The organism is Marinomonas pollencensis (assembly GCF_003387375.1).
In the GTDB taxonomy this organism is placed as follows: Bacteria; Pseudomonadota; Gammaproteobacteria; order Pseudomonadales; family Marinomonadaceae; genus Marinomonas; species Marinomonas pollencensis.
Window position 1 is genome coordinate 612,283 of the sequence record NZ_QUNG01000001.1, and the last position, 21,348, is coordinate 633,630.

A 21,348-nucleotide genomic window follows, 5' to 3' on the forward strand; every position below is an offset into this window, starting at 1 on the left:
AAGCACAATTTATGTATATCGTAACTGGCGGCGCTGGTTTTATCGGCAGCAACATAATTAAAGCCTTAAATAACAAGGGTATCACTAACATCCTTTTGGTAGACGATCTAACTGACGGTAAAAAATGCCTTAACTTATCCGACTTAGATATCGCCGATTATATCGACATGTACGATTTCTTAGAGGCCATAAAAAATGACACTCTAGGCATCAAACCAACCGCTGTTTTTCATGAAGGTGCGTGCTCTGCTACTACTGAGTGGAATGGTAAATACGTTATGGACGTTAATTACCAATACTCGAAAGCCGTATTGGATTTTTGTTTAAAACATGGCGCGCCTTTCTCTTATGCCTCTTCTGCTTCTGTTTATGGCTCTGGCCCTGTATTTGAAGAGTCCCGCGAGAACGAAAAGCCATTAAACATGTACGCCTACTCTAAATTTCAGTTCGATCAGTATATTCGTGCCGTATTGCCTACAGCGAAAAGCCAAATTGTTGGCTTTCGCTATTTTAATGTTTACGGTCCTCGTGAGCAGCATAAAGGCAGCATGGCCAGCGTTGCTTTCCACTTACGCAACCAAGTTCTCGAAGGTGAAAACCCAAAATTGTTTGGCGCTTACGACGGTTATGAAGCCGGCGGACAAAGCCGTGATTTCATTTACGTAGAAGATTTGGTTAATACCAAATTGTGGTTTATGGATAACGCTGATAAATCCGGTATTTTCAACCTAGGTACCGGCAACGCTGAGCCCTTCCGCACTATTGCTGAAACTGTTATTGGGCATTATGGAAAAGGCGAGATCGAATACATTCCTTTCCCAGAACACCTAAAAGGTGCGTATCAGAGCTTTACTCAAGCCGATATCACCAAACTACGTGACGCGGGTTACCCTGGTAGTTTCCGTGGACTCGCCCAAGGTGTACAAGACTACCTGACATGGCTTGATACAAATGGCTAAATACTTAATTGTCGGTCCTTCGTGGGTCGGCGACATGGTGATGGCTCAAAGCCTCTTTATTACGCTGAAAGAGCGTGATAAAGAGGCCATTATTGATGTTATTGGGCCTAACTGGTCATCGCCTATTCTCGCTAGAATGCCCCAAGTTCGTAATGCCATCACGTTACCGACTGGCCATGGCGAATGGGGCATCAGCACCCGCAGAAAACTGGGTAAATCGTTACGTTCCGAGCACTACGATCATGCCATCGTCATGCCTCGCTCATGGAAATCAGCACTGGTGCCGTTTTTTGCTAAAGCCAAACATCGTGTTGGCTTCACTGGTGAGCAGCGCTATATTTTGCTCAATGAACGTCGCAAGCTGGACAAAGAAGTCTTAAACCAGACGGTAAAGCGCTTTACCTCTCTAGGGCTGCCTAGTGATGAAGCTTATCCGCCTAAGCAGCTTCCCAATCCAGCATTACGTGTTGACCCCGACAATCAAAAAGCCTTGTTTGCCACCTACCAGCTAGCCAAGCGACCGGCTATTGCTTTGATGGCTGGAGCCGAATTTGGCCCCTCCAAACAATGGCCTATCGCCTACTTTCATGACCTTGCCAAACAAGCAATCCAAGCAGGCTATCAAATTTGGGTCTTAGGCGGTCCTAAAGACGCAGAAGATGGCGATCAGATTACCCGCGGATTAGGGGAGTTTGCCTTTAACCTATGCGGCAAGACCAAGTTAGTGGATGCGATCGACTTGCTTGCCGCAGCAGAAAAAGCGGTCAGCAACGATTCTGGGTTAATGCATGTTGCCGCTTCTGTTGGCACCGAAGTTCATGGTATTTATGGATCTACCAGTGAGCTCTTCACACCTCCGCTGACAGAAAACAAGACCATTCATAACTTACACCTAGAATGTTCTCCATGCTTCAAACGCAATTGCCCTCTTGGCCACACCAACTGCCAAAACCAATTAACGCCTGACTTAGTTGCGAAATCTGTGCTGTCATGACGAATATAGTATTGCTCAGAAACAGACCACATTTTGGCGCGCAAATTACCGCTATTCCTGCGCTGCGCTTTTTTAGCCAACACTGCTGTAACGAAGAACCGCTAACGCTCCTTTCGAGACACAATGTTGGCTGGATTTTTAAGCAGCTGCCTTGGGTAAAAGACTGCCACCACTCTGAAAGCTATCTAGCTGAGCTCAAAGCGTTAAATACAAGTAACAATCTGCTGAACCTAAGACCCAGCAACCGGTTTCCCGTGTTGCTTTATAAAACCATTAAGAATGGACAAATCTTTGATTTCGTAAACAGTGATTTCGCCGGACTATCGTCCCATCAATATGGCATATTAGATGATGAAGAGTACCGCGCTCTAAACTATCTTAAGATCTTTACTAAAGACGAAAAAGAACTCTCTAAAGCTCTAGCGGCGCCATTTTTCGAACTCGCTAAAACCTCAGACTTAAGCATTGATATTGATTCAATCAATATTTTAGTCATGCCCGGCAGTGGTGGGGGCGAGCACAAAAAATGGGGGTTATTAAACTTTCTGCAAACAGGCAAAAACATTGCTCAATCATTCGCTAAGCCATGCAATCTTCACGTGCTGCTTGGTCCAGATGAGAAACAAGAAATCGAGCATATGAATCGCTTAGTCAACACTGACGAAAGACTGTTTGTACACACCGCCTTGCCCCTCAAGGAGATCACTAAACTGGTCTCTCTTTGTGATCTAACCATTGCCAATGATTGCGGTCCATCTCATATTGCCCAATGCATGCAAAAACCCTATATAGGACTTTTTAGGGAACCCAACCCTGAATGGTTTTTAGCGCATTCAAAATCCATTAAAGTAACACCTAATAACAATCAAGACGTTAAAACTATCAGCGTTGAACTGATAACAAAACACGCTACTCATTTATTAAAGCATTCCGATTAAAGAGCCCCATATGAAAATCTCAGGCAACATCATTACCCTTAACGAAGAGCAAAACATCGCCGCCTGTATACAGTCTATGCAGGAAGTTTGTGATGATATTGTTGTGGTTGACTCAGGCAGTACAGACAACACGGTTGAAATCGCGAAAAGCTTAGGAGCAAATGTTGTTCACCAAGCCTATTTAGGTGATGGCATCCAAAAAAATGTTGCCCTCTCTCACACTAAGCACAACTGGGTTCTTAGCCTAGACGCAGATGAACGCCTAACACCCGAAATGTCTCAAGCCATCGCTCAATTAGATTTGTCTTCAGCCACTGTAGAAGGCTTTTCATTTCGCCGTCAAAATATGATAGGTAGCCGCTGGATCAAGCAATGCGGCTGGTACCCTGATCGCTGCATTCGCCTTTACAACACCGACAAAACACGCTTTGCGGATGTTAAGCAACACGCCAGTGTACAAGCCAAATCGGTTCAAGACATCAATGCTGACATAGTGCATTTTTCTTTTAAAAATATCGGTGAGTTGTTCGCGAAACCAGGCCGCAACTTCAGTGGCCGCGCCGCAAAAATTATGTACGCCAAAGGCAAAAAAGCGAACGCTTTCTCCCCTTTTCTACACGGTTTAAACGCATTTATTCGCAAATATATTTTTCAGCGCGGCTTTCTCGGTGGGGTTGATGGCATGACAGTAGCACTCAGCTCCGCTATCAATAGCTATTTGAAGTATGCAAAATTACTTGAATATCAGCGCGACCCAAGTGTCACCAAGCAAGACGACTTTAACAATATCTGGTAATCAACTAGGCTGCTTATTTTGACAAAACAACTTACCGTAATGCACGTTAACCTTGCCAAAGGGTTTCGTGGTGGCGAAAGGCAGACTGAGCTGTTAATAACAGCTCTAGCCAAGCATTTTGATGTGAAGCAAATTGTCGCGTGTCGAGGCGATTCCCCTTTACGAAATAGATTAAAGGAGGTCAAAAATGTCAGTTTTTTGACCGCCAACCATCAGCTTGATGGCCACCTTTCAGCACCGAGAGTGGATGTTGTACACGCCCATGAGGCAAAAGCGGTCCACTGGGCTTATCTTCATAAGCTAATACGTAAAACACCCTATATTCTAACTCGGCGCGTTGATACTCCCATCAAAGACAAGTGGTCAAATACTCAGTCTTACCAACATGCTTTTGCTCGGGTGGGTATTTCAACATTAATCAGCGACCATATTCGAGATAAGGGCTGGGGAGTCGTTGAGCAAATACCAAGCACTTTGGCCCATCTAAAACGCAACAAAGAAGAAGGAGAGGCATTCAGATCCCTCTTTCCAGGCAAAACCATCATCGGTCACGTAGGCGCTCTTGTGGATCGCCATAAAGGTCAGAAGGTGCTAATCGATGCCGCCGCTAAACTAGCAACAAGCCACCCTGAATTTCAGTTTGTTCTCTTTGGTAGCGGAGCTGATGAAGACGAACTCAAAGCGTATTCTGGTAATCTCCAAAACGTAACTTGGATGGGGTTCAAGCCAAATATTGGTGATTATTTACCCTTTTTTGATCTCTTTGCGTTTCCATCAAGGAACGAAGGTTTAGGCTCTACCTTATTAGATGTCATGGATGCAGGCGTCCCTATCATTGCTTCTAATGTTGGAGGGATCCCCGACATCATTCTTGATCAGGAAACAGGTTTATTGGTGCCGCCTAATGACAGTGATGCACTCAAAAATGCCATTCTGTCACTGCATAATGACCAAGCATTACAACAATCATTGGTCTCTGGAGCGACTCGTCGCCTCAGTAATTATACACCCAAAAAAATGGCCGAGCGCTATTTAGCCCTATATAAAAAAGCACAGTAATACCCCAAGAGGGTAAATATAAAAGTTATGCATTTTATATTTACCCTACCTTTATTTGTTTGCTTTTTGTTTATCTTAAAAGAAAAAAATAAACAAATAAAATTAGGATTGTCTAATTCCATTTTTTTACTGCGAACTTTACTGATTTATAGAAAAAAATGACTATTATTAGCGATACAATAGTGTCGATTTGCCTAATCCTGAGAATAAAATGAACAACGTCATCGAAAAAATCAACAATAGCTTAAACTTACAAATGGGATTGGTAGTCCCCCCTGCCTCTCATCGCGAAGAGACACAGACACTAACCCAAAAGATTCTATTAAAGACAGAGCAGCTACCGGTGTTTTTAAACATTATCAAAAACGGCTGCCGTGAAAATGCTCTCAGCTTTGTTTTCGATAACAAAAGCCCCCACAACAAACTTCTGACCCTGATCACGCCAAGCTCAGAAGAGATTGCAATATTTCACATTATGCTTTCGAATAAAGGGCTATCTAACCCGCTAATCGAAAGTAACGAAGCTCTTACAGGTAACAGGAAAACACGTTTTCCTGTTACCCAGCTACGTCGCCATAAGTTGCTCACTAACAATTTCATTAGTTTAATTGGACCCGATGGCGTGGGAAAAACCACAATATCTTCTGCCATTCAACAAGCCATTCCCGCTAAAACATTTCGCTATAAAAGAACTTATCGCCGCTCTTTTATCTATAAAGCTCTTTATCTTTTGCGCAGAAGAAAACAATTACAAAAAAATGATTACGATGATCTTTACCCCAACAAGGTCTTAATCACCTCTTTATTGCGCCTTTATGTTCATTCGCTCTCCTCTTTTTTGTCGAGGAAAACCATACTCTGCGATCGCTATAGCAATGATAACCTTGCCTCCCAGCTAAGAGCGAAAGAACCCGCTAAAGCCAGTTCAAGAATGCTTCGTAAAAGTAGGTTTATACCTGCACCTAAAACAATTATTCAATTAGATGCTCCAGCCGAAACCATTTTATCAAGAAGAGCTGAACTTTCTGAAGACACGATTAACTTTTTAAGTGATTTCTATTTAGAAAGCTCTGTTCTTATCAAACCTAAAAAGTTCATCTACCTCAACACAAACATCCCCTTTGAGCGAACACAAAAACTTGTATTAAAACTACTTTCCATATAGTGCTAACACTATCGATGGCAGAAAAAAAGCGAATGAAATGTGAAGGTAATTAGAAACCTTAATCTATCAACCTAAAAAAAATGAAAAATAAATAAAAAAAATTTAACATAGCTGTAACGAAAACATGCTTTAAGGTGGAATTTTTATGTCTTCATTCAGCTTGGCCTTAGATCAACCTCTTCTCCTTAAAGAATCTGACTTTATAGGCAAGGGAAACGAGCGGGCTTGCTATACGAACCCCCTTAATGAAAAGCTCTGCGTGAAAGTGCAGAAAAGATCCCATAGAAGCCAAAATAAAATAGAAAAGTACTATTACACAAAGTTAAAAAAACGAAAAAACCTATCCCCTTTTATTTCCAAGTATTATGGTGAAGTAAGCACCAACATGGGTGAAGGCCTAGTATTTGAAAAAGTAACCGATCTCGATGGCAGCTCCAGTCAATCCATTTATGCGCTGCTAAAAAGTAAAATCATCAGTGAAGCAGAAGCCAGAGAAATTCTACGCACCGTTTTTAAAGACCTATACAAAAACGCGATTTTATTGGGTGATGTCACAAAAGATCAGATTCTTTTGCAAAAAACAGAAAACGGCTATATTCCTAAAATTATCGATGGCTTAGGCACTCGCCGCTATGGCCTTAAACTTTTTCTGGTTAGCAATTTCAAGTCATTTGCTCGATTTAAACTAGTCAAACGCTGGAAAACCCTAGAGCATGCTTTAGGCATATAATGCCTTATTATATAGGGCGTAAGGTTCTTTTTTACGCCCTTCTCTAGAAAAATGGAATGGGCCTTCCTTTTAGATTAGTGGCCTACACTAGTCATCTTGGTGTATAGATATCAATGAAGACAGAGCCCTCTTTATTTCCCTACCTCCCCATAAAAATTCCCGTGTAAAAAATACATAGTCAAACGCTGTATTTAAAACTACTCTAAAAGGAAACAACACGAGGAGTTCTCTATGAAGTTTGAACTGGTTGATCGTCAAGGTTATATCCCCGACCTAAACTATGGTGAAGCTGGACAGGAGTTAGCGTGTTTTGTCCCTTCAGACTACACCTTTAAACAAGTCTCCTATCACAGTGGCGAAGGTGAGGTGTCTATCGATAACCATCTTTGGCAGTTTTTTTTCACCCAAGAAGGCATTGGTGTGCGGTTACTCGATGGCATAGTGTCACTCAAAGAGGCGGAGACGTTTATTCTTGCAGTGAAGTCTCATATCTGGGGTGATGCCCATCAACAAGTGCAAACTTTCTTAGCCGGTGTGACACCTAAATAGAGCCACCCACACAAAAAGCCGTCGCTGGCAAACACGACGGCTTTTACTGACTTTACGTATCCATCTTAGCAGCACGCAGCATTCGCTTCGCCCATTGACTCCAGGAACCAACATATACCTGCTTCACGTCCAATCCCGCGTAGTTCATAGCAAGTACGTTGTGACAAGCGGTGATACCAGAACCACAGTAATGCACCAAATTTTCACCTTCTACTAACACGCTATTCCACTCGCTCACTAACGCTTCTTTTGCTTTAAAGACACCCGTTTCGGTGAGATTTTCAGAAAACGGACGATTCAAGGCCCCTGGAATATGCCCCGCTATAGGATCTATTGTTTCATTTTCTCCTTGGTAGCGATCTTGGCCACGAGCGTCCACCAGCAAAAAGGAACTTAACGCAAAGTTCTCAACAATTTGCTGCTCTGTAATTTGCCAAGGGAAAGACACTTTAAAGCGATAAGGCGATGGCTTGGATTGCTGATTACCCCTTTTGACTGCAAAACCTTGCTCTCGCCAGGCTTGTATTCCGCCATCCAACACCCTAACATCAACCCCCTGTTGAGCCAGCATCCACCAAGCGCGAGCGGCTATTGAACCTCCCATATCATCATAAACAATTACCGTAGAATTAGGCTCTATTCCCCATTCCTGTAATTGGTCAGCAAACACCTCAACATCTGGTAAAGGATGTCGACCTGTCCATTGTGATTCGCTTCCAGCAAGTTGCAGATGAACGTCTACAAAGATGGCTTGCGGTATATGGCCTTGGGCGTATTCTTCCCTACCTTTATCCAGATTTGTTAAATAAAAGCGACAATCAAGAACAATCGTCTCTTGTTGCTCAAGAGCCAACTTAAGTCCAGTGGCATCAATTAACGTATTTAACGGCATATTTCTCCCTTATCATTCATTTATCAGGCAAAATTCGTCTGTCTATCTTTATAAATCTACTTTGATTAAACAGTTTTTGCTAATATCCCGCCTTAACTTTAACACCTCAATTGAGCTAAAAATGATCCGTATCGACCTATTACTTACAGAGCAAGGCTTGGCTAAATCCCGCTCTCAAGCGCAAACCTTTATCAGTGAAGGCCGAGTGTCTTTTCTGCAAGGAAATAAGTGGATCATTGCAACCAAACCCAGTATTAAACTCGACCCTCAATGCGAACTTAACTTAGTCGCTGACGATGCTGACCGTTATGTTTCCAGAGGGGCGCTCAAGTTAGAAGGTGCACTGAAGCACACTCAGTTAGATATTTCTGGGTTTCATGTTCTAGATGTAGGTCAATCCACTGGTGGCTTCACCGATTGCGCACTTCAGCATAATGCAAAAAAAGTCGTTGGCATTGAAGTGGGCCATGATCAATTAGATAAACGCTTACGTAAGGCTGAAAATGTAGTTTGCTTAGAAGGGATCAATGCAAGGAACCTAACGAAAGAAGACTTACAAGGGCATTGTCCAGAAACAGGGTTTGATCTGGCGGTAATGGATGTATCCTTTATCTCGCAAACCAAAATATTGCCCCAACTTCCTTCTTTGTTAAAAGACTCAGGGCATTTAATCACGCTCGTAAAACCACAATTTGAAGTCGGTAAGGAATTTATTGGCAAAGGTGGTGTGGTGAAAGACAAATCACGTATAAAGCAACTTGAAGAAGACATTCAAGGCTTTATTAAGCAGTTAGGCATGAGAGTGAACTGCTACATTGAAAGCCCAATCACTGGTGGTGATGGTAACCGTGAATTTTTACTTTGGGCCACTAAAGAAGCCTAACACCACAACTAAAGAATCTCTTCGTATCCTAGACTTTGATCCGAAGAGAAGCTCTTCGCATCCTTAGCTTCTAAATCGGCGATATAATGACGGGCCAAATAAAAACCTAAACAGCCAAATATCACCGAGCCGACCGCTTGACCAAATAGCACCCCTTCCGCCCCCATAAAAAAGCCAAAGATAAAAATGAGCGGCCAGGTACCTAAGGTAGCTCTACCAAAGTTAAGCAGAGTACTATTAAAAGGCTTCCCTAGGTTGTTAAACACGGCAATGGCAATAAACAACAAACTCTGGAAAAAGAAACTAAACGATACATAGGTAGCAAAAAAACGAATCAGATCCGCAGCCCTAGGAGTAGCATTAAACACGCAAACAAGCCAATCCTGCATCAAATACAATGCGAAACATAAAATCAAGCAATAAACAAAAGCATAAATTACTGCACTGTAAATAGCCCCATGCATTCGATCAAAACGGCGGGCGCCGTAGTTTTGGCCAAGAATCGGTCCCACTGCACCAGATAAGGCAAATAATCCTCCAAACACCACAGGGATAATACGGCCAATTATCGCAACAGCCGCCACGGCATCATCTCCAAAAGTTGCCGTATGACTCATCATGATCGCGTTCGCTAGGGGTGAAGAAAGGCTTGTTAGCATGGCAGGTAGTGCGATCTTGCAAATCGGTTTGATGTCTTTAATGAAGTCAAAAAAGACAAACTTACCTAGCATTTTATGTATATGAACAACCCCATAATAAGACACCACCACCATGGATAGACGGGCGATTAAAGAAGCCAATGCCGCTCCTTGCACCCCCATACCAAATGCAAAAATAAAAATCGGATCTAAAATAGCATTTACAATGCCACCAACCAAAGTGGCATACATGGCACGTCGCGCATCCCCTAGCGCTCGCATAATGCCAGACCCTATCATGCCAATCATGACGGCCGGCATTCCTAATATCAGAATGCGCAAATAGCCACTGGCCAACTCCAATGATCGTCCAGTTGCACCAATAAAAGATAACAGTTCGTCAATATGAGGCCATAAGATCAGCACGATCGCCGTCGAGAAGAGCACCCCAAATGCGAGCACATTAATCGCCCGCCGCTTCGCTAACGCAACATTTCCCTCACCGATCGCCTTTGCGACCAAAGCGGTCGCAGCAACAGACACTGCGATACTCAAAGAAATGGTAAAAAACATAACGGTACCAGCAAACCCCACTGCTGCGACCGCTTCTTTTTCACCCAGCATGGAGAGGAACAGCATATCGACCAGATCAACCAAAAACATACACATCAAGCCAAGCGCACTGGTAAATGACATAGTCACTACATGCTTCAAAGTCGAACCTTGTGTTAGTTTTGCCTGATGCGGCATTCACGTCCCCTAGTCTCAATACGCCCATATGAAAAAGCCGGACGAGCAAACGCTTGTCCGGCTTTGTTATTTTCTCACGTATCTTTATCAGTGAGAATGCATTCTTTGAGAATATGACTAATGGACGTTGTTAGTGTTACTGAATACGATTTTTTCAACATCGGTAAAACGCTCAGCAAAATTCACCGTCACCCCTTCTTTAACCGAATCAGGTAACTCTTCATAATCTCGGCGGTTTGCTTCAGGCAGAATAACTTCTGTTATCTTGCTGCGCTTGGCGGCAATAATTTTCTCGCGAATCCCCCCTACTGCAAGCACCTGCCCCGTCAACGTTAGCTCACCTGTCATGGCTAGCCCTTTACGAATTGGTTCACCGCGGGCTAACGACATCAATGCTGTCGCCATGGTTACGCCTGCACTAGGACCATCTTTTGGTGTTGCGCCTTCAGGTACATGCAAATGCACTAGGCATTTATCAAAGAACTCCGGCGTTCGCTGGTAACTCTTAGTGTGAGAAAAGACATAAGAGTAAGCTATTTCTGCCGACTCTTTCATTACATCGCCAAGCTTGCCAGTTAGTTTTAAACCACGGGTCAGCTCATGCACTTTATTCGCTTCAATGGGTAAGGTTGCGCCGCCCATTGATGTCCAAGCCAAGCCAGTAACCACTCCTACGCCTTGCAACGTTTTTTCAGGTCGGAAATAAGGCATACCAAGCAGTGCTTCTACATCTTTTACCCCGACATTGATCGTTTCTTTTTCTCCGGTCATTAAACTTACCACAGACTTTCGCAAAATCTTCTGCAGTAACTTATCTAACCCTCGTACCCCAGCTTCACGAGCATAATGCTCAATAATATGACGCAGCGCAGCATCGGTAATGTTCAGTTGTTTCTTTAACAACTTATTTTTCTTAAGCAGTTTCGGCCATAAATGCTGCTTAGCGATGGCCAGTTTTTCATCGCCTATATAGCCAGACAGACGAATCACATCCATGCGGTCCAGCAAAGGCCCTGGGATAGTATCAAGCTGATTAGCGGTGCAAATAAACAACGCCTTAGACAAATCCACTCGCATGTCTAAATAGTGATCTAGGAACTCACTATTTTGCTCAGGGTCCAGTGCCTCTAACAATGAAGACGCTGGGTCGCCTTGAAAAGAAGAGCCAATTTTATCGACTTCATCCAACATGATCACTGGATTTTCGACTTCAACATCTTTTAATGCTTGAACAAACTTGCCTGGCAAAGCGCCAATATAAGTACGTCTATGGCCTTTAATCTCAGCCTCGTCTCTCATTCCCCCTAAGCTAAAGCGATAAAACTTACGATTCAACGACTCAGCAATGGATTTACCGATGGACGTTTTACCGACACCAGGCGGCCCTACTAACAGCAAAATAGATCCCCCCATTTCACCACGATGGGCACCCAGCGCTAAGAACTCAACAATACGATCTTTAATATCACTTAGACCTGCATGATGAGACTCTAGCACGCTGCGAGCAGCACTGATGTCGAGGTTATCTTTAGAATGAATCCCCCAGGGCAAGGATGTTGCCCAATCTAAGTAATTACGAGTAACGCCATATTCTGGTGAACCCGTTTCTAAAATACTGAGCTTATGCAACTCCTCTTGGATCTTCTCATGCACCGCATCAGGAACGGTTTTCCCCAACAAACGACTTTCAAATGTTTCAATATCAGAGGTGCGGTCATCTTTTGAGATTCCCAGCTCTTTTTGAATCACTTTAAGCTGCTCTTTTAGAAAAAATTCACGTTGATGTTGGCTAATCTTATCGTTTACTTCGGCACTAATTTCGTTCTGAAGACGAGCAATTTCCAACTCTTTCTTAATCAGAGTAAGCGCCAGGTGCATTCTTTTCTGCACCTCAGTGGTTTCTAATACCTGATAAAGATCCTGACCATCCGCAGATGTAATAGAAGCGGCAAAATCCGCAAGTAATCCTGGCTCATTAAAAGAAAAACGGCCGATGTATTGACGTAGGTCCTCACTGAAAAGAGGGTTCAAGCGGATCAGTTCTTTAATCGAATCGAGAATCGCAATGGAGTAAGCTTTTGCTTCATCATCACTTTGCGTTGAATCATTAATATAGCGAACACGCGCTAAATACGGTGTACTTTCACTTAACCATTCCACCACTTCAAAACGCTTAACACCTTGCGCTAAGAAAGTAATTTTGTCGTTTTGCTTATCCGCCTTGTGCACTCGCGCGACACAACCAATAGAACGAAATGATTCAACCGGTGGAGCGCCTTTTACTTTATCGACATAGACTAGACCTACCGCTGTTTGAGGGTTCTCAGCAATGCGCTCTAATGTATCTTCCCATGGGTCTGCATCCACCATCACTGGCTGCACTTGAGCAGGAAAAAAAGGACGACTGGAGATTGGCAAAATATACAAAGTATCGGGCAGCACATCATCAGGCAAGGCCAATGCTCTTGGGTCATTTACTGAGACACTGTCTTCATCAATGTCCGTTACTTGCTCTTCTATATCAGGGTACTGATCGTCATTATTCATAATCTACTTCTCAATGAATCCAGGTTTCACTCTCTATATTACGATTCAACATATCGCACTTGAATCTAGGAGAAGGTGCAAACAGGTCTAACTGTCTCGGCGGGTGAATAAAAAACGATAATTTAAGACGCATCGCAAAGCTGAATGGCAGTCTTATCTATGAGCGCCTCGGTAAAATCTCGTTCTTTTAATCACGTCCATCAGGACTGACAAGACGGATTCGCACACTTTCCTAACAGGGTTATTTAGTTATGTAATGCCAATCCGACTGAAAACAATCCCTCGCTGCACTTTTCCTATTCTTTGCCCATTCCAGAGAGCGCTAACCAAAAAGACAGGATTAGTAATTAATCAAGAAAACCATTGTGGTATCATTCCTGCACAGTATTTACTCTTCAAGCCCTGCTGCCATCAAAATAGAAGGAAACCACCATGACTCGCGATGAACTCCTCAACGCTTACCCAGATATTTTCGTGATCGACCACCCTTTTGTTAAACACAAACTCACCAGCTTGCGCGATAAAAACACCAACACTCGAGAGTTTCGCATGTTGGTAGAAGAGCTAGGCACACTAATCGGCTACGAAGCGACCCGTGATTTAGAAACAGAAGACGCCACAGTAGAAACCCCTTTAGAAACCACTTTAAGCCCTATGCTAAAAGGCAAAAAATTGTGCATCGTTACTATCATGCGAGCCGGTAATGGCCTCGCTGAAGGTGTCCTTAAATTGTCTCCTTCAGCACGTGTAGGGCACGTGGGCATGTATCGCGACCCAGAAACAAAACAGCCTGTTGAGTACTATTTAAAAATGCCTCATTCGGTGGATGAAAGAACCATTATTGTTGTTGACCCTATGCTGGCAACAGGCAATTCAGCGATTGCTGCCATCGATAAAATGAAAGAAATGGGAGCGAAAGATATTCGCTTCATCTGTTTGTTTGCCGCGCCTGAAGGCATAGAAGCGTTCAAAAAGTCCCACCCAGATGTACCAATGTATGTGGGCGCCATTGATAGAGAGTTAGACGAGCACGCCTACATTCGCCCAGGTGTTGGCGACGCTGGCGACCGTATTTACGGCACACGATAATAAAAAAGGCCATCTAGCGATGAGCTAGATGGCCTTAATATAATGCTTCACAATAGAGTGAGTGGACTATTTAAACCTTTTTCACTCCTACCCTTTGAGCCCTAGATAGCCTCCAGCTAACGCCATAATACTGCCAGCAGAACGGTTTAACCCTTTCATGGCTTTTTCTGACTTCATGTAGCGACGTGCTTGCGATGCACCAATGGCAATGACCGACAAACCTAACAATAAAGCTGAAAACGCAATCACAGAAGCCAATACAATATCAGCGCCATGCAGAGCAGTAACATCTATAAAGTTAGGTAAAAAAGCAATATAAAAGACAATCACTTTTGGGTTAGATGCCGATATCATAAAACCTTGAAAAAAGCCGTCTAATTTCTTTTCAGACTTTTGTTGAGAGGTGTTGCCCGCACTTCCCACCGACGCTGTCCACATTTTCCACCCTAGGTAAATTAAATAAGCTGCGCCAAGATAACGCACGACTAAAAAGGCCGTTTCCCACTGCGCAGCAATAGCAGCTAACCCATAGCAAGCCATTACCAAGTAAACGATGTCACTTAATGCCATGCCTACACATAAGCCAATGGAACGCTTGGCACCTTGCACCATACTACGAGCAATGATCGCAAACACACCAGGCCCTGGTGTCACGCTAAAAACAAAAATCGCAATAAAAAATGTAATTGCTCCTTGCACTGTCATCGTTATTCCTCCTTAACTCCACAGCCTGCTAAAACCATTCTAGTAATAAATTGTTTTGCCTCTTCGTAGTCACTTTCTTCTAAGGCTTCTTTATTAAATAGTACTTTAATTTGAGCGTCAAAGTCTGCGTAAGTTTGTGTCATTGCCCATAGGCTAATAAACAAATGCTCTGACGAGATAGGCGCCATTAGCCCTTGTTCGACCCAAGTTTCAATCGTCTTCTTTTCTCGGCTTAACTCAGTAACAAAGTTCTCGCGAAGATAATTCAGGATAAACTCATCCTCGCCAATTAACGCCATGGCAAAGACCTTAGAAGCACTCACATTAAGACGTGATTGATCTATTTTTTCACTAATGTAGCGAGTGAGGTTTTTTTTCGGACCATCTTCCAGCGTAAACTGACTGACAGACGCTAACCACAGGGCCAAAATACGCTCCAACACCGCCTCTAATAAGTCTTTTTTGGAGCGATAGTAGTAATGAATATTCGCTTTCGGCAAATTAGCTTCATTCGCTATCATCTGTGTGGTGGTTTTAGCCAAGCCTTGACGAGCAAAAACACGCTCCGCTGTTTCTAGGATAAGCGCTTGGTTTTGAGCACGTATGTGCGTCTTTAGCTGACCTTTGGCTCTCTTTACTTCAGACAAAATAATGCCTCATTTACTGACGGGTAGAAATAAAAAAGGGGGCATTGCCACTTCCAGCAGCAATATAGGTCGGCAAAGATAACACTCTTTTAAGAGCGGCAGAAGCAGGAGTGAAGAATCAGAATATTTAGCATAAAAAAAGGGAGCCGAAGCTCCCCATTTCCCCTCACAGCAGAGACGTTAAAACGACTATAGGCATTCATCGTTACGCTAACTGCTGCACCACGTTGGCTCAGTGATTGTGTAAAGCGGCATCCGCTTGTCACAATGTTCTTTGTGCGAGCAATCATTCACTGTGAATAATTCGCTCTAGCCAGCACCTCTGAATAAGGCACTGTGAATTCAATGGAGGGAATTATAAACAGCTGTTCAATAAGCGCAATAGATCGAGAGAAAAAAGTTGACCAATCGTACAAGTTTTTACAATTCATCTATTTTTTTAAGGCTGGAGCTTGAGTAACCTGATTACGACCTTTACGTTTTGCTTGATAAAGCGCCTCATCTGCTCGTTTCAATACATCATCAGGAAACTCCCCCTGGGAAGCAAAGGCAACACCAACACTGACCGTCACATTAACCATCACCTCTTTTTTCTTTTTAGGGTCAAAAACCAACACTTCGGCCAACTCTACCTGGGCGCGAATTTCTTCCAACGCATCTACGACCCCAGCTAGTCCGTTATGCCGAAAAACAACCGCAAACTCTTCTCCGCCATAACGGTATGCCCGCCCAGGATGTGCGTAACACTTCAACTGTGAAGCCACATTCTTAAGCACAATATCGCCCATATCATGCCCATATGTGTCATTAAATTTCTTGAAGTGATCCACATCAACCATCGCCAAGGCATACTTTTTAGGCAATCCAACCAGTTTTTCATTTAACGCTCGACGACCAGGCAATCTAGTTAGCTCATCTAGATACGCCATCCGGTGGCTTTCCATTAATAAAAACCAAATCCACAACAAAAATTGTGCCGACAGTAGAGCATCAAACTGACTTTGTGAAACAGAAAGGTTTGTTAAAACAATAAGACTGACAATACTAATCAGACCACTTGCTTGAAAGTTATCACCGCTTGCCCACCAACCAATAAGCACAAGCAGAGTACTAAAGCACAATACCAACCAGAGCAAGAAACTCGACCAGGTTATTTGGGAATGAAAAATCGGCTGATCTAGAAAGCCAAAAGACACCCAGCCAGATTCAACAGCAAAGCACCAACCTAGCAGCATACAAACAAACAAAAACCGATTAACGACAAAGCGGTTGAAAAAGCCCCTTTCTTTTACAAAAGACAAAAGAGCAATGCAAAAGCAAGACACAACCAAGTAGGCCGTGACTGATGCCTCATCCCCTCCCGTATGCACTTTGGGGATCAACAACAGACAAACCAGTATGAGCACCCGCCCTTTGTTGAAGTGCCAAGACAATAAAAGAGCGACCACAGAGAGTATAAAAGGGAAAAAAGGCAGCAGCCCGAACCACAAAGGAGGAAGAGTACCTACATATAAGCTAGCATATACACTGGCTAACAAAATTAAGCATGGAACCAAAAGAGACTGTAATCGCTCAACCATACAAGGCCTTAAAACATCAAATCATTCGATTAAATACAATCAATATTTTGCCCCGAAAATACATACATTTCATTAATAATACGTACCTAATTAAATAGGAGAGAACAATGGGATTACTTATTGAAGGTAAATGGGTTGATCAATGGTATGACACAAAAGCAACAAAAGGGAAGTTCGTTCGTTCAGAATCTGAATTTCGCCGGCAAATTGTACCCTGCACTGACGAACACGCTGACCAAGCGCTCTTTCCTGCGCAAGACAATCGTTACCACTTGTATGTTTCATTGGCTTGTCCTTGGGCCCACAGGACACTGATATTCCGCAAATTAAAACAGCTCGACAACATTATAAGTGTGAGCTGCGTACATCCAACCATGGCAGAAAATGGCTGGGAATTTAACAATGATCAAGCATTCTTTGACGATCACATTCCCATGGGAGACCCTCTGTATCAGTCTCATTTTGCACATCAACTCTATACCAGAGCAAAACCAACCTACACTGGCCGCGTGACGGTTCCTATTTTATGGGATAAAAAAACACACACTATAGTTTCCAATGAGTCCGCCGATATCATTAGAATATTCAACAGTGCTTTTAATGACATTACCCATAACAAATTAGACTTCTATCCAGCGGCATTGCGCTCTGAGATAGACAGTTTGAATGAAAGGATTTACAACACAATCAATAATGGCGTTTATAAATGTGGCTTTGCCACCACACAAGCAGCTTATGAAGAAGCCTTGATTCCTCTGTTTTCTACACTAGACTTCTTAGAAGAGAAGCTTAGCGAACAAGACTATTTATTAGGCGCACAGCCAACTGAAGCCGATTGGCGTTTATTTACTACCTTAATCCGTTTCGATAGCGTGTATTTCAGCCATTTTAAATGCAACCTAAAAAGGCTCTTAGACTACCCGATACTGAATGCCTATTTAAAACGTCTATATGAAACCGAAGGCGTTGCTGAGACCGTTAATTTCCGCCACATTAAGCACCATTATTACTATAGTCACCAGACAATTAACCCAACTAGAATAATTCCTGTAGGGCCTACTGTTTTATTTAATGAGTGACTTCCACAAAAAAGACGAATAAGGCAAATTAGAGGAGCTCAGGGATAACCCTATTAAAGCAAACGTTTTTTCGAGATAATACGCTTACTTTTTACTATTTTATAAACGTACGATGACACAGCCTTTGGTATCACAATCGCTTGATAGAACGTACGAAACTTGAGACTCGTGGTCATTTATGGAAAGAAAAATTCTCTGGCTTATTTCCTTTGCTTTGCTCTTCATTTTATGGCTAAAAATAGAGCCAGCTGATGATGTTGTTAGCGATCAATCTAAAAGTCAGGTCTTAGAATCGACAAATGACAAAGCTTCTGAGCGCTCCGGAGAAGCTACCACGGACGAAAAAAAGTATTTTAAAGCCCACCCAGTCAATAAAAAGACACCAAACTTCCTTGCTATAAAAGACATCAAGCAAAGAAAAATGGCCTTTTTTAATTTCTTAACGCCTTACGTAGATCAGAAGAACACCCTGCTGCTGGCTGAACGACAACGCCTTATAAAATTAAGAGAAAAAACCAATAGTTTGTCAAGAAAGGATAAAAACTGGATAAACGGGTTAATGTCTAACTATAAGCTTGATAAAGTAGAAAACATTAGCACTGCAAACATTGATGAACTGCTCACTCATATTGATATTGTGCCAACCTCTTTAGTACTAGCCCAGGCCGCTAATGAGTCCGCTTGGGGCACCTCTCGTTTCGCTACTGAGGGTAATAATTTCTTTGGTCAATGGTGCTTTCGCAAAGGGTGTGGCTTAGTACCTGAATCACGGGATGATGATGCAGACCACGAAGTCAGAAGGTTCGCAGATGCAAGAGAATCTGTCTTTGCTTACATTGACAACTTGAACAGCAATAATGCTTACCAAGAACTGCGTGGTATCCGTCGGGATTTGCGTCAAAATGGCGCTCCAATTACCGGACTTGAACTTGTGCATGGTTTAGACCATTACTCGCAACGAGGACAAGATTACGTTGATGAGATAGAAGGATTAATCCAATACAACAAGCTTTGGCGGTTCAACGCAGACAACCGCAACAAGCAAAATGCAAAAAAATAATTCACCACAGTGATTCTGTGCATGAAATTTTGATAGAGAGCTATGTATTTGAAACGAATTGCTTGTCACAGGGTGGCTAAGCAATCCCGCCTTCATTACAATAGTCTGATTATTTACCCACTCATAAAAACGAGGAAATTCAATTGGCCCGTTTACCTGTTATTGTTGGCTTTGGCGGAATTAATTCGGCTGGTCGTTCATCTTCTCATCAAGCCTACCGCCGAATTGTATTGGATCTCCTCCCAAGCGCTGTTCAGCAGGATGTATTGCTTGATCTTGCCACACTAACGAATGCTGCCGAGTTCAAAAATGGCGTATGGCATACTGCAGGTGGTGAGGAACTGGATGCAGCTACTCTTATCGATAGCATTGGCGAATCCTTATTAGCCCGCACTTTAATCCGTAGAATACACCCTAGCCTATTTGATGTTGATCACGTCACATTGCACAAATCCTCTGTGCTGACACCAAATAGTCAAGAAGAAAAGCTTAGCTTCACTATTAAAACTCGCTCGTTACCAGCCGACCGCCCTACTAATTGGCAGGTAACGCAAATATCAGACCATTTATCGAAAGTCACTATCGATGGCAACCTTGAAGCCTTTATCAAGGATTCGAAAGCCCTTTCTGTAAAATCGGCAGGCCAATTACCCACAGGCTTTGATGCCTCTAAACTTTACCAAAGTCGCAACCATCCTCGCGGCTTACAAATGACCATATATGGTGCTTCTGACGCGATTCAAAGCAGCGGCATTGATTGGGAATTGATTCGCAGTAAAGTCGCCCCTGATCAAATGGCGGTGTATGCGGCAAACTCCATTGGTCAAATGGATGATCTTGGTTTTGGCGGCATGCTTAAATCCGCTTTAATTGGCAAACGCACTACATCTAAGCACTTACCACTTGGTTATGCGCAAATGCCTGCGGATTTCGTCAACGCTTATATCCTAGGCAGCGTTGGTAATGTGGGTACTTCTATTGGTGCCTGTGCCACCTACTTTTTCAACCTTGAAAAAGCCGTTGAAGGCATTAAAAGCGGGAAGTTTCGTGTTGCTATGGTAGGTGGTAGCGATGCCCCTATTACGCCTGAGATCATCGAAGGTTTTCGAACCATGGGTGCTTTGGCCGAAGACACCGCCTTATTAGCACTTGACCAAATTACCAACCAAGAAGAACCTGACCACACCCGTAGTTGCCGTCCTTTTGCGCAAAACTGTGGCTTTACCATCGGCGAATCAAGCCAATGGACACTGCTTATGGATGATGCTTTAGCCATTGAATTAGGCGCAGAAATTTACGGAGCCATTCCTGCTGTGTTTGCTCACGCCGATGGCCATAAAAAATCCATTTCAGCACCAGGCATTGGCAACTATCTGACAATGAGCAAAGCCATGGCTTACCTACAAGACATGATTGGCAAAGAGGGTCTAACCAAGCGCACATTTATTCAGGCCCATGGTACCAGCACACCACAAAACCGTGTCACTGAATCTCATGTACTCAGCAAAGCAGCAACCAGTTTCGGTGCTACAGGCATGCCAGTTACCGCCCTAAAAGCCTATTTGGGGCACTCTCAAGGGACCGCCGGTGGTGATCAACTGCATCTGTCTTTAGGAGTATGGAAAGATGGCATTCTGCCCGGTATCACGACAACAACAGAACTTGCTGATGATGTTTATCAAGAGGGACTGCACTTCCAATTGAAGCACCAAAACTATGGCAAAGAGTATTTTGATGCCGCCTTGCTAAACTCCAAAGGATTTGGCGGAAACAATGGTACCGCGATTCTTCTGGCGCCTCATAAAGTAATGACGATGCTCAGCAAGCGTTACTCTGCTGAGGAACTTGAAGAGTATGCCAATAAGAATGCAAAGGTAAAAGAAGCTGCAGAAGCATACAACCAAGCCGCCATTCACGGACAAGTTCTCCCTGTCTACAAATTCGGCTTTAATGTTCTTGGCGGTGAAGACCTTGCTATCAGCGACAAAGAAATTCGCCTGCCTGGTTACGAAATGCCAGTAGCCTTCGAAACGAACACCGAGTTTGAAGACCTTTGTTAAACAAATCGAGTAGGGTGAGGCGTTACCGCCTCATCCCTCTCACAGAACCGTACGTACGGACCTCGTATACGGCTCATGTAAACGTCCATTCAGCATGTACGCTGAACACATACCCCGTTTTCACTTCTTCAAGATTTACTAAACCTTGTTCATCGAACCATTTGTTTGGCATCGCGTGACTGGCTAACGGACTCGCCGCATTCCTCCAACTCGTCATGGATATATACT

The 21,348-nt window shown here is 43.3% G+C and carries 19 protein-coding genes; 13 read left to right on the forward strand and 6 right to left on the reverse strand.

Annotated features, from left to right (window positions below):
- Window positions 1-11: 11 nt before the first annotated feature.
- The 8 genes from rfaD (at window position 12) to DFP81_RS02845 (ending at window position 7,190) form a co-directional block, all read left to right on the forward strand.
- Window positions 12-959 (forward strand): ADP-glyceromanno-heptose 6-epimerase, encoded by a 948-nt coding sequence (rfaD, locus tag DFP81_RS02810; protein ID WP_115896227.1) that lies wholly within the window; start codon window positions 12-14, stop codon window positions 957-959.
- The gene (gene waaF, locus DFP81_RS02815) at window positions 952-1,953 is read left to right on the forward strand and encodes a lipopolysaccharide heptosyltransferase II (protein ID WP_115896228.1); all 1,002 of its coding nucleotides are present in this window, start codon (window positions 952-954) and stop codon (window positions 1,951-1,953) included. Before rfaD ends, waaF begins: the two co-directional genes overlap by 8 nt.
- Window positions 1,950-2,891, forward strand: a complete 942-nt coding sequence (locus DFP81_RS02820; RefSeq protein WP_115896229.1) for a glycosyltransferase family 9 protein — start codon at window positions 1,950-1,952, stop codon at window positions 2,889-2,891. Before waaF ends, DFP81_RS02820 begins: the two co-directional genes overlap by 4 nt.
- Before the next feature lie 10 nt (window positions 2,892-2,901).
- Entirely contained in the window at window positions 2,902-3,687 is a 786-nt protein-coding gene (locus DFP81_RS02825) for a glycosyltransferase family 2 protein (protein ID WP_115896230.1), read from the forward strand.
- A gap of 18 nt (window positions 3,688-3,705) precedes the next feature.
- Window positions 3,706-4,746 (forward strand): glycosyltransferase family 4 protein, encoded by a 1,041-nt coding sequence (locus DFP81_RS02830; RefSeq protein WP_245959068.1) that lies wholly within the window; start codon window positions 3,706-3,708, stop codon window positions 4,744-4,746.
- A gap of 211 nt (window positions 4,747-4,957) precedes the next feature.
- The gene (locus tag DFP81_RS02835; RefSeq protein WP_115896232.1) at window positions 4,958-5,911 is read left to right on the forward strand and encodes a hypothetical protein; all 954 of its coding nucleotides are present in this window, start codon (window positions 4,958-4,960) and stop codon (window positions 5,909-5,911) included.
- A gap of 145 nt (window positions 5,912-6,056) precedes the next feature.
- Window positions 6,057-6,641, forward strand: coding sequence for a YrbL family protein (locus tag DFP81_RS02840; protein WP_115896233.1), 585 nt, complete (start codon window positions 6,057-6,059; stop codon window positions 6,639-6,641).
- A gap of 231 nt (window positions 6,642-6,872) precedes the next feature.
- Complete coding sequence (locus tag DFP81_RS02845; protein ID WP_115896234.1) at window positions 6,873-7,190, forward strand: hypothetical protein; 318 nt, start codon at window positions 6,873-6,875, stop codon at window positions 7,188-7,190.
- 52 nt (window positions 7,191-7,242) lie between these two features.
- On the opposite strand, the gene DFP81_RS02850 is transcribed toward DFP81_RS02845, so the two are convergent.
- Window positions 7,243-8,082, reverse strand: coding sequence for a sulfurtransferase (locus DFP81_RS02850; RefSeq protein WP_115896235.1), 840 nt, complete (start codon window positions 8,080-8,082; stop codon window positions 7,243-7,245).
- Window positions 8,083-8,203: 121 nt separating this feature from the next.
- On the opposite strand from DFP81_RS02850, the gene DFP81_RS02855 reads away from it, so the two are divergent.
- Window positions 8,204-8,965: a TlyA family RNA methyltransferase gene (locus tag DFP81_RS02855; RefSeq protein WP_115896236.1), complete on the forward strand. Its 762-nt coding sequence runs from the start codon at window positions 8,204-8,206 to the stop codon at window positions 8,963-8,965.
- Window positions 8,966-8,973: 8 nt separating this feature from the next.
- Here DFP81_RS02855 and DFP81_RS02860 read toward each other — a convergent pair whose 3' ends face one another.
- Window positions 8,974-10,353 (reverse strand): MATE family efflux transporter, encoded by a 1,380-nt coding sequence (locus tag DFP81_RS02860; RefSeq protein ID WP_115896237.1) that lies wholly within the window; start codon window positions 10,351-10,353, stop codon window positions 8,974-8,976.
- Between the two features lie 117 nt (window positions 10,354-10,470).
- Window positions 10,471-12,900 carry an endopeptidase La gene (gene lon / locus DFP81_RS02865; RefSeq protein WP_115896238.1) on the reverse strand — a complete coding sequence of 810 codons (2,430 nt, stop codon included), beginning with the start codon at window positions 12,898-12,900 and terminating at the stop codon, window positions 10,471-10,473.
- Between the two features lie 432 nt (window positions 12,901-13,332).
- Here lon and upp point away from each other — a divergent pair, with 432 nt between their 5' ends.
- Entirely contained in the window at window positions 13,333-13,989 is a 657-nt protein-coding gene (gene upp, locus DFP81_RS02870; protein ID WP_115896239.1) for a uracil phosphoribosyltransferase, read from the forward strand.
- Window positions 13,990-14,076: 87 nt separating this feature from the next.
- Here the strand turns inward: upp and DFP81_RS02875 are convergent, their stop codons facing one another.
- The 3 genes from DFP81_RS02875 to DFP81_RS02885 form a co-directional block, all read right to left on the reverse strand.
- Window positions 14,077-14,694 (reverse strand): LysE family translocator, encoded by a 618-nt coding sequence (locus DFP81_RS02875; RefSeq protein ID WP_115896240.1) that lies wholly within the window; start codon window positions 14,692-14,694, stop codon window positions 14,077-14,079.
- Window positions 14,695-14,696: 2 nt separating this feature from the next.
- Window positions 14,697-15,341 carry a TetR/AcrR family transcriptional regulator gene (locus DFP81_RS02880; RefSeq protein WP_115896241.1) on the reverse strand — a complete coding sequence of 215 codons (645 nt, stop codon included), beginning with the start codon at window positions 15,339-15,341 and terminating at the stop codon, window positions 14,697-14,699.
- A gap of 431 nt (window positions 15,342-15,772) precedes the next feature.
- Entirely contained in the window at window positions 15,773-16,921 is a 1,149-nt protein-coding gene (locus tag DFP81_RS02885) for a GGDEF domain-containing protein (protein WP_115896242.1), read from the reverse strand.
- A gap of 107 nt (window positions 16,922-17,028) precedes the next feature.
- On the opposite strand from DFP81_RS02885, the gene DFP81_RS02890 reads away from it, so the two are divergent.
- The 3 genes from DFP81_RS02890 to DFP81_RS02900 all read left to right on the forward strand — a co-directional run bounded on the left by DFP81_RS02890 (window position 17,029) and on the right by DFP81_RS02900 (window position 21,120).
- Entirely contained in the window at window positions 17,029-18,000 is a 972-nt protein-coding gene (locus DFP81_RS02890; RefSeq protein WP_115896243.1) for a glutathione S-transferase family protein, read from the forward strand.
- A 178-nt stretch (window positions 18,001-18,178) separates the two neighbouring features.
- Window positions 18,179-19,060 (forward strand): glucosaminidase domain-containing protein, encoded by an 882-nt coding sequence (locus DFP81_RS02895; RefSeq protein WP_115896244.1) that lies wholly within the window; start codon window positions 18,179-18,181, stop codon window positions 19,058-19,060.
- A gap of 143 nt (window positions 19,061-19,203) precedes the next feature.
- Window positions 19,204-21,120 (forward strand): beta-ketoacyl synthase, encoded by a 1,917-nt coding sequence (locus DFP81_RS02900; protein WP_115896245.1) that lies wholly within the window; start codon window positions 19,204-19,206, stop codon window positions 21,118-21,120.
- Window positions 21,121-21,348 lie beyond the last annotated feature (228 nt).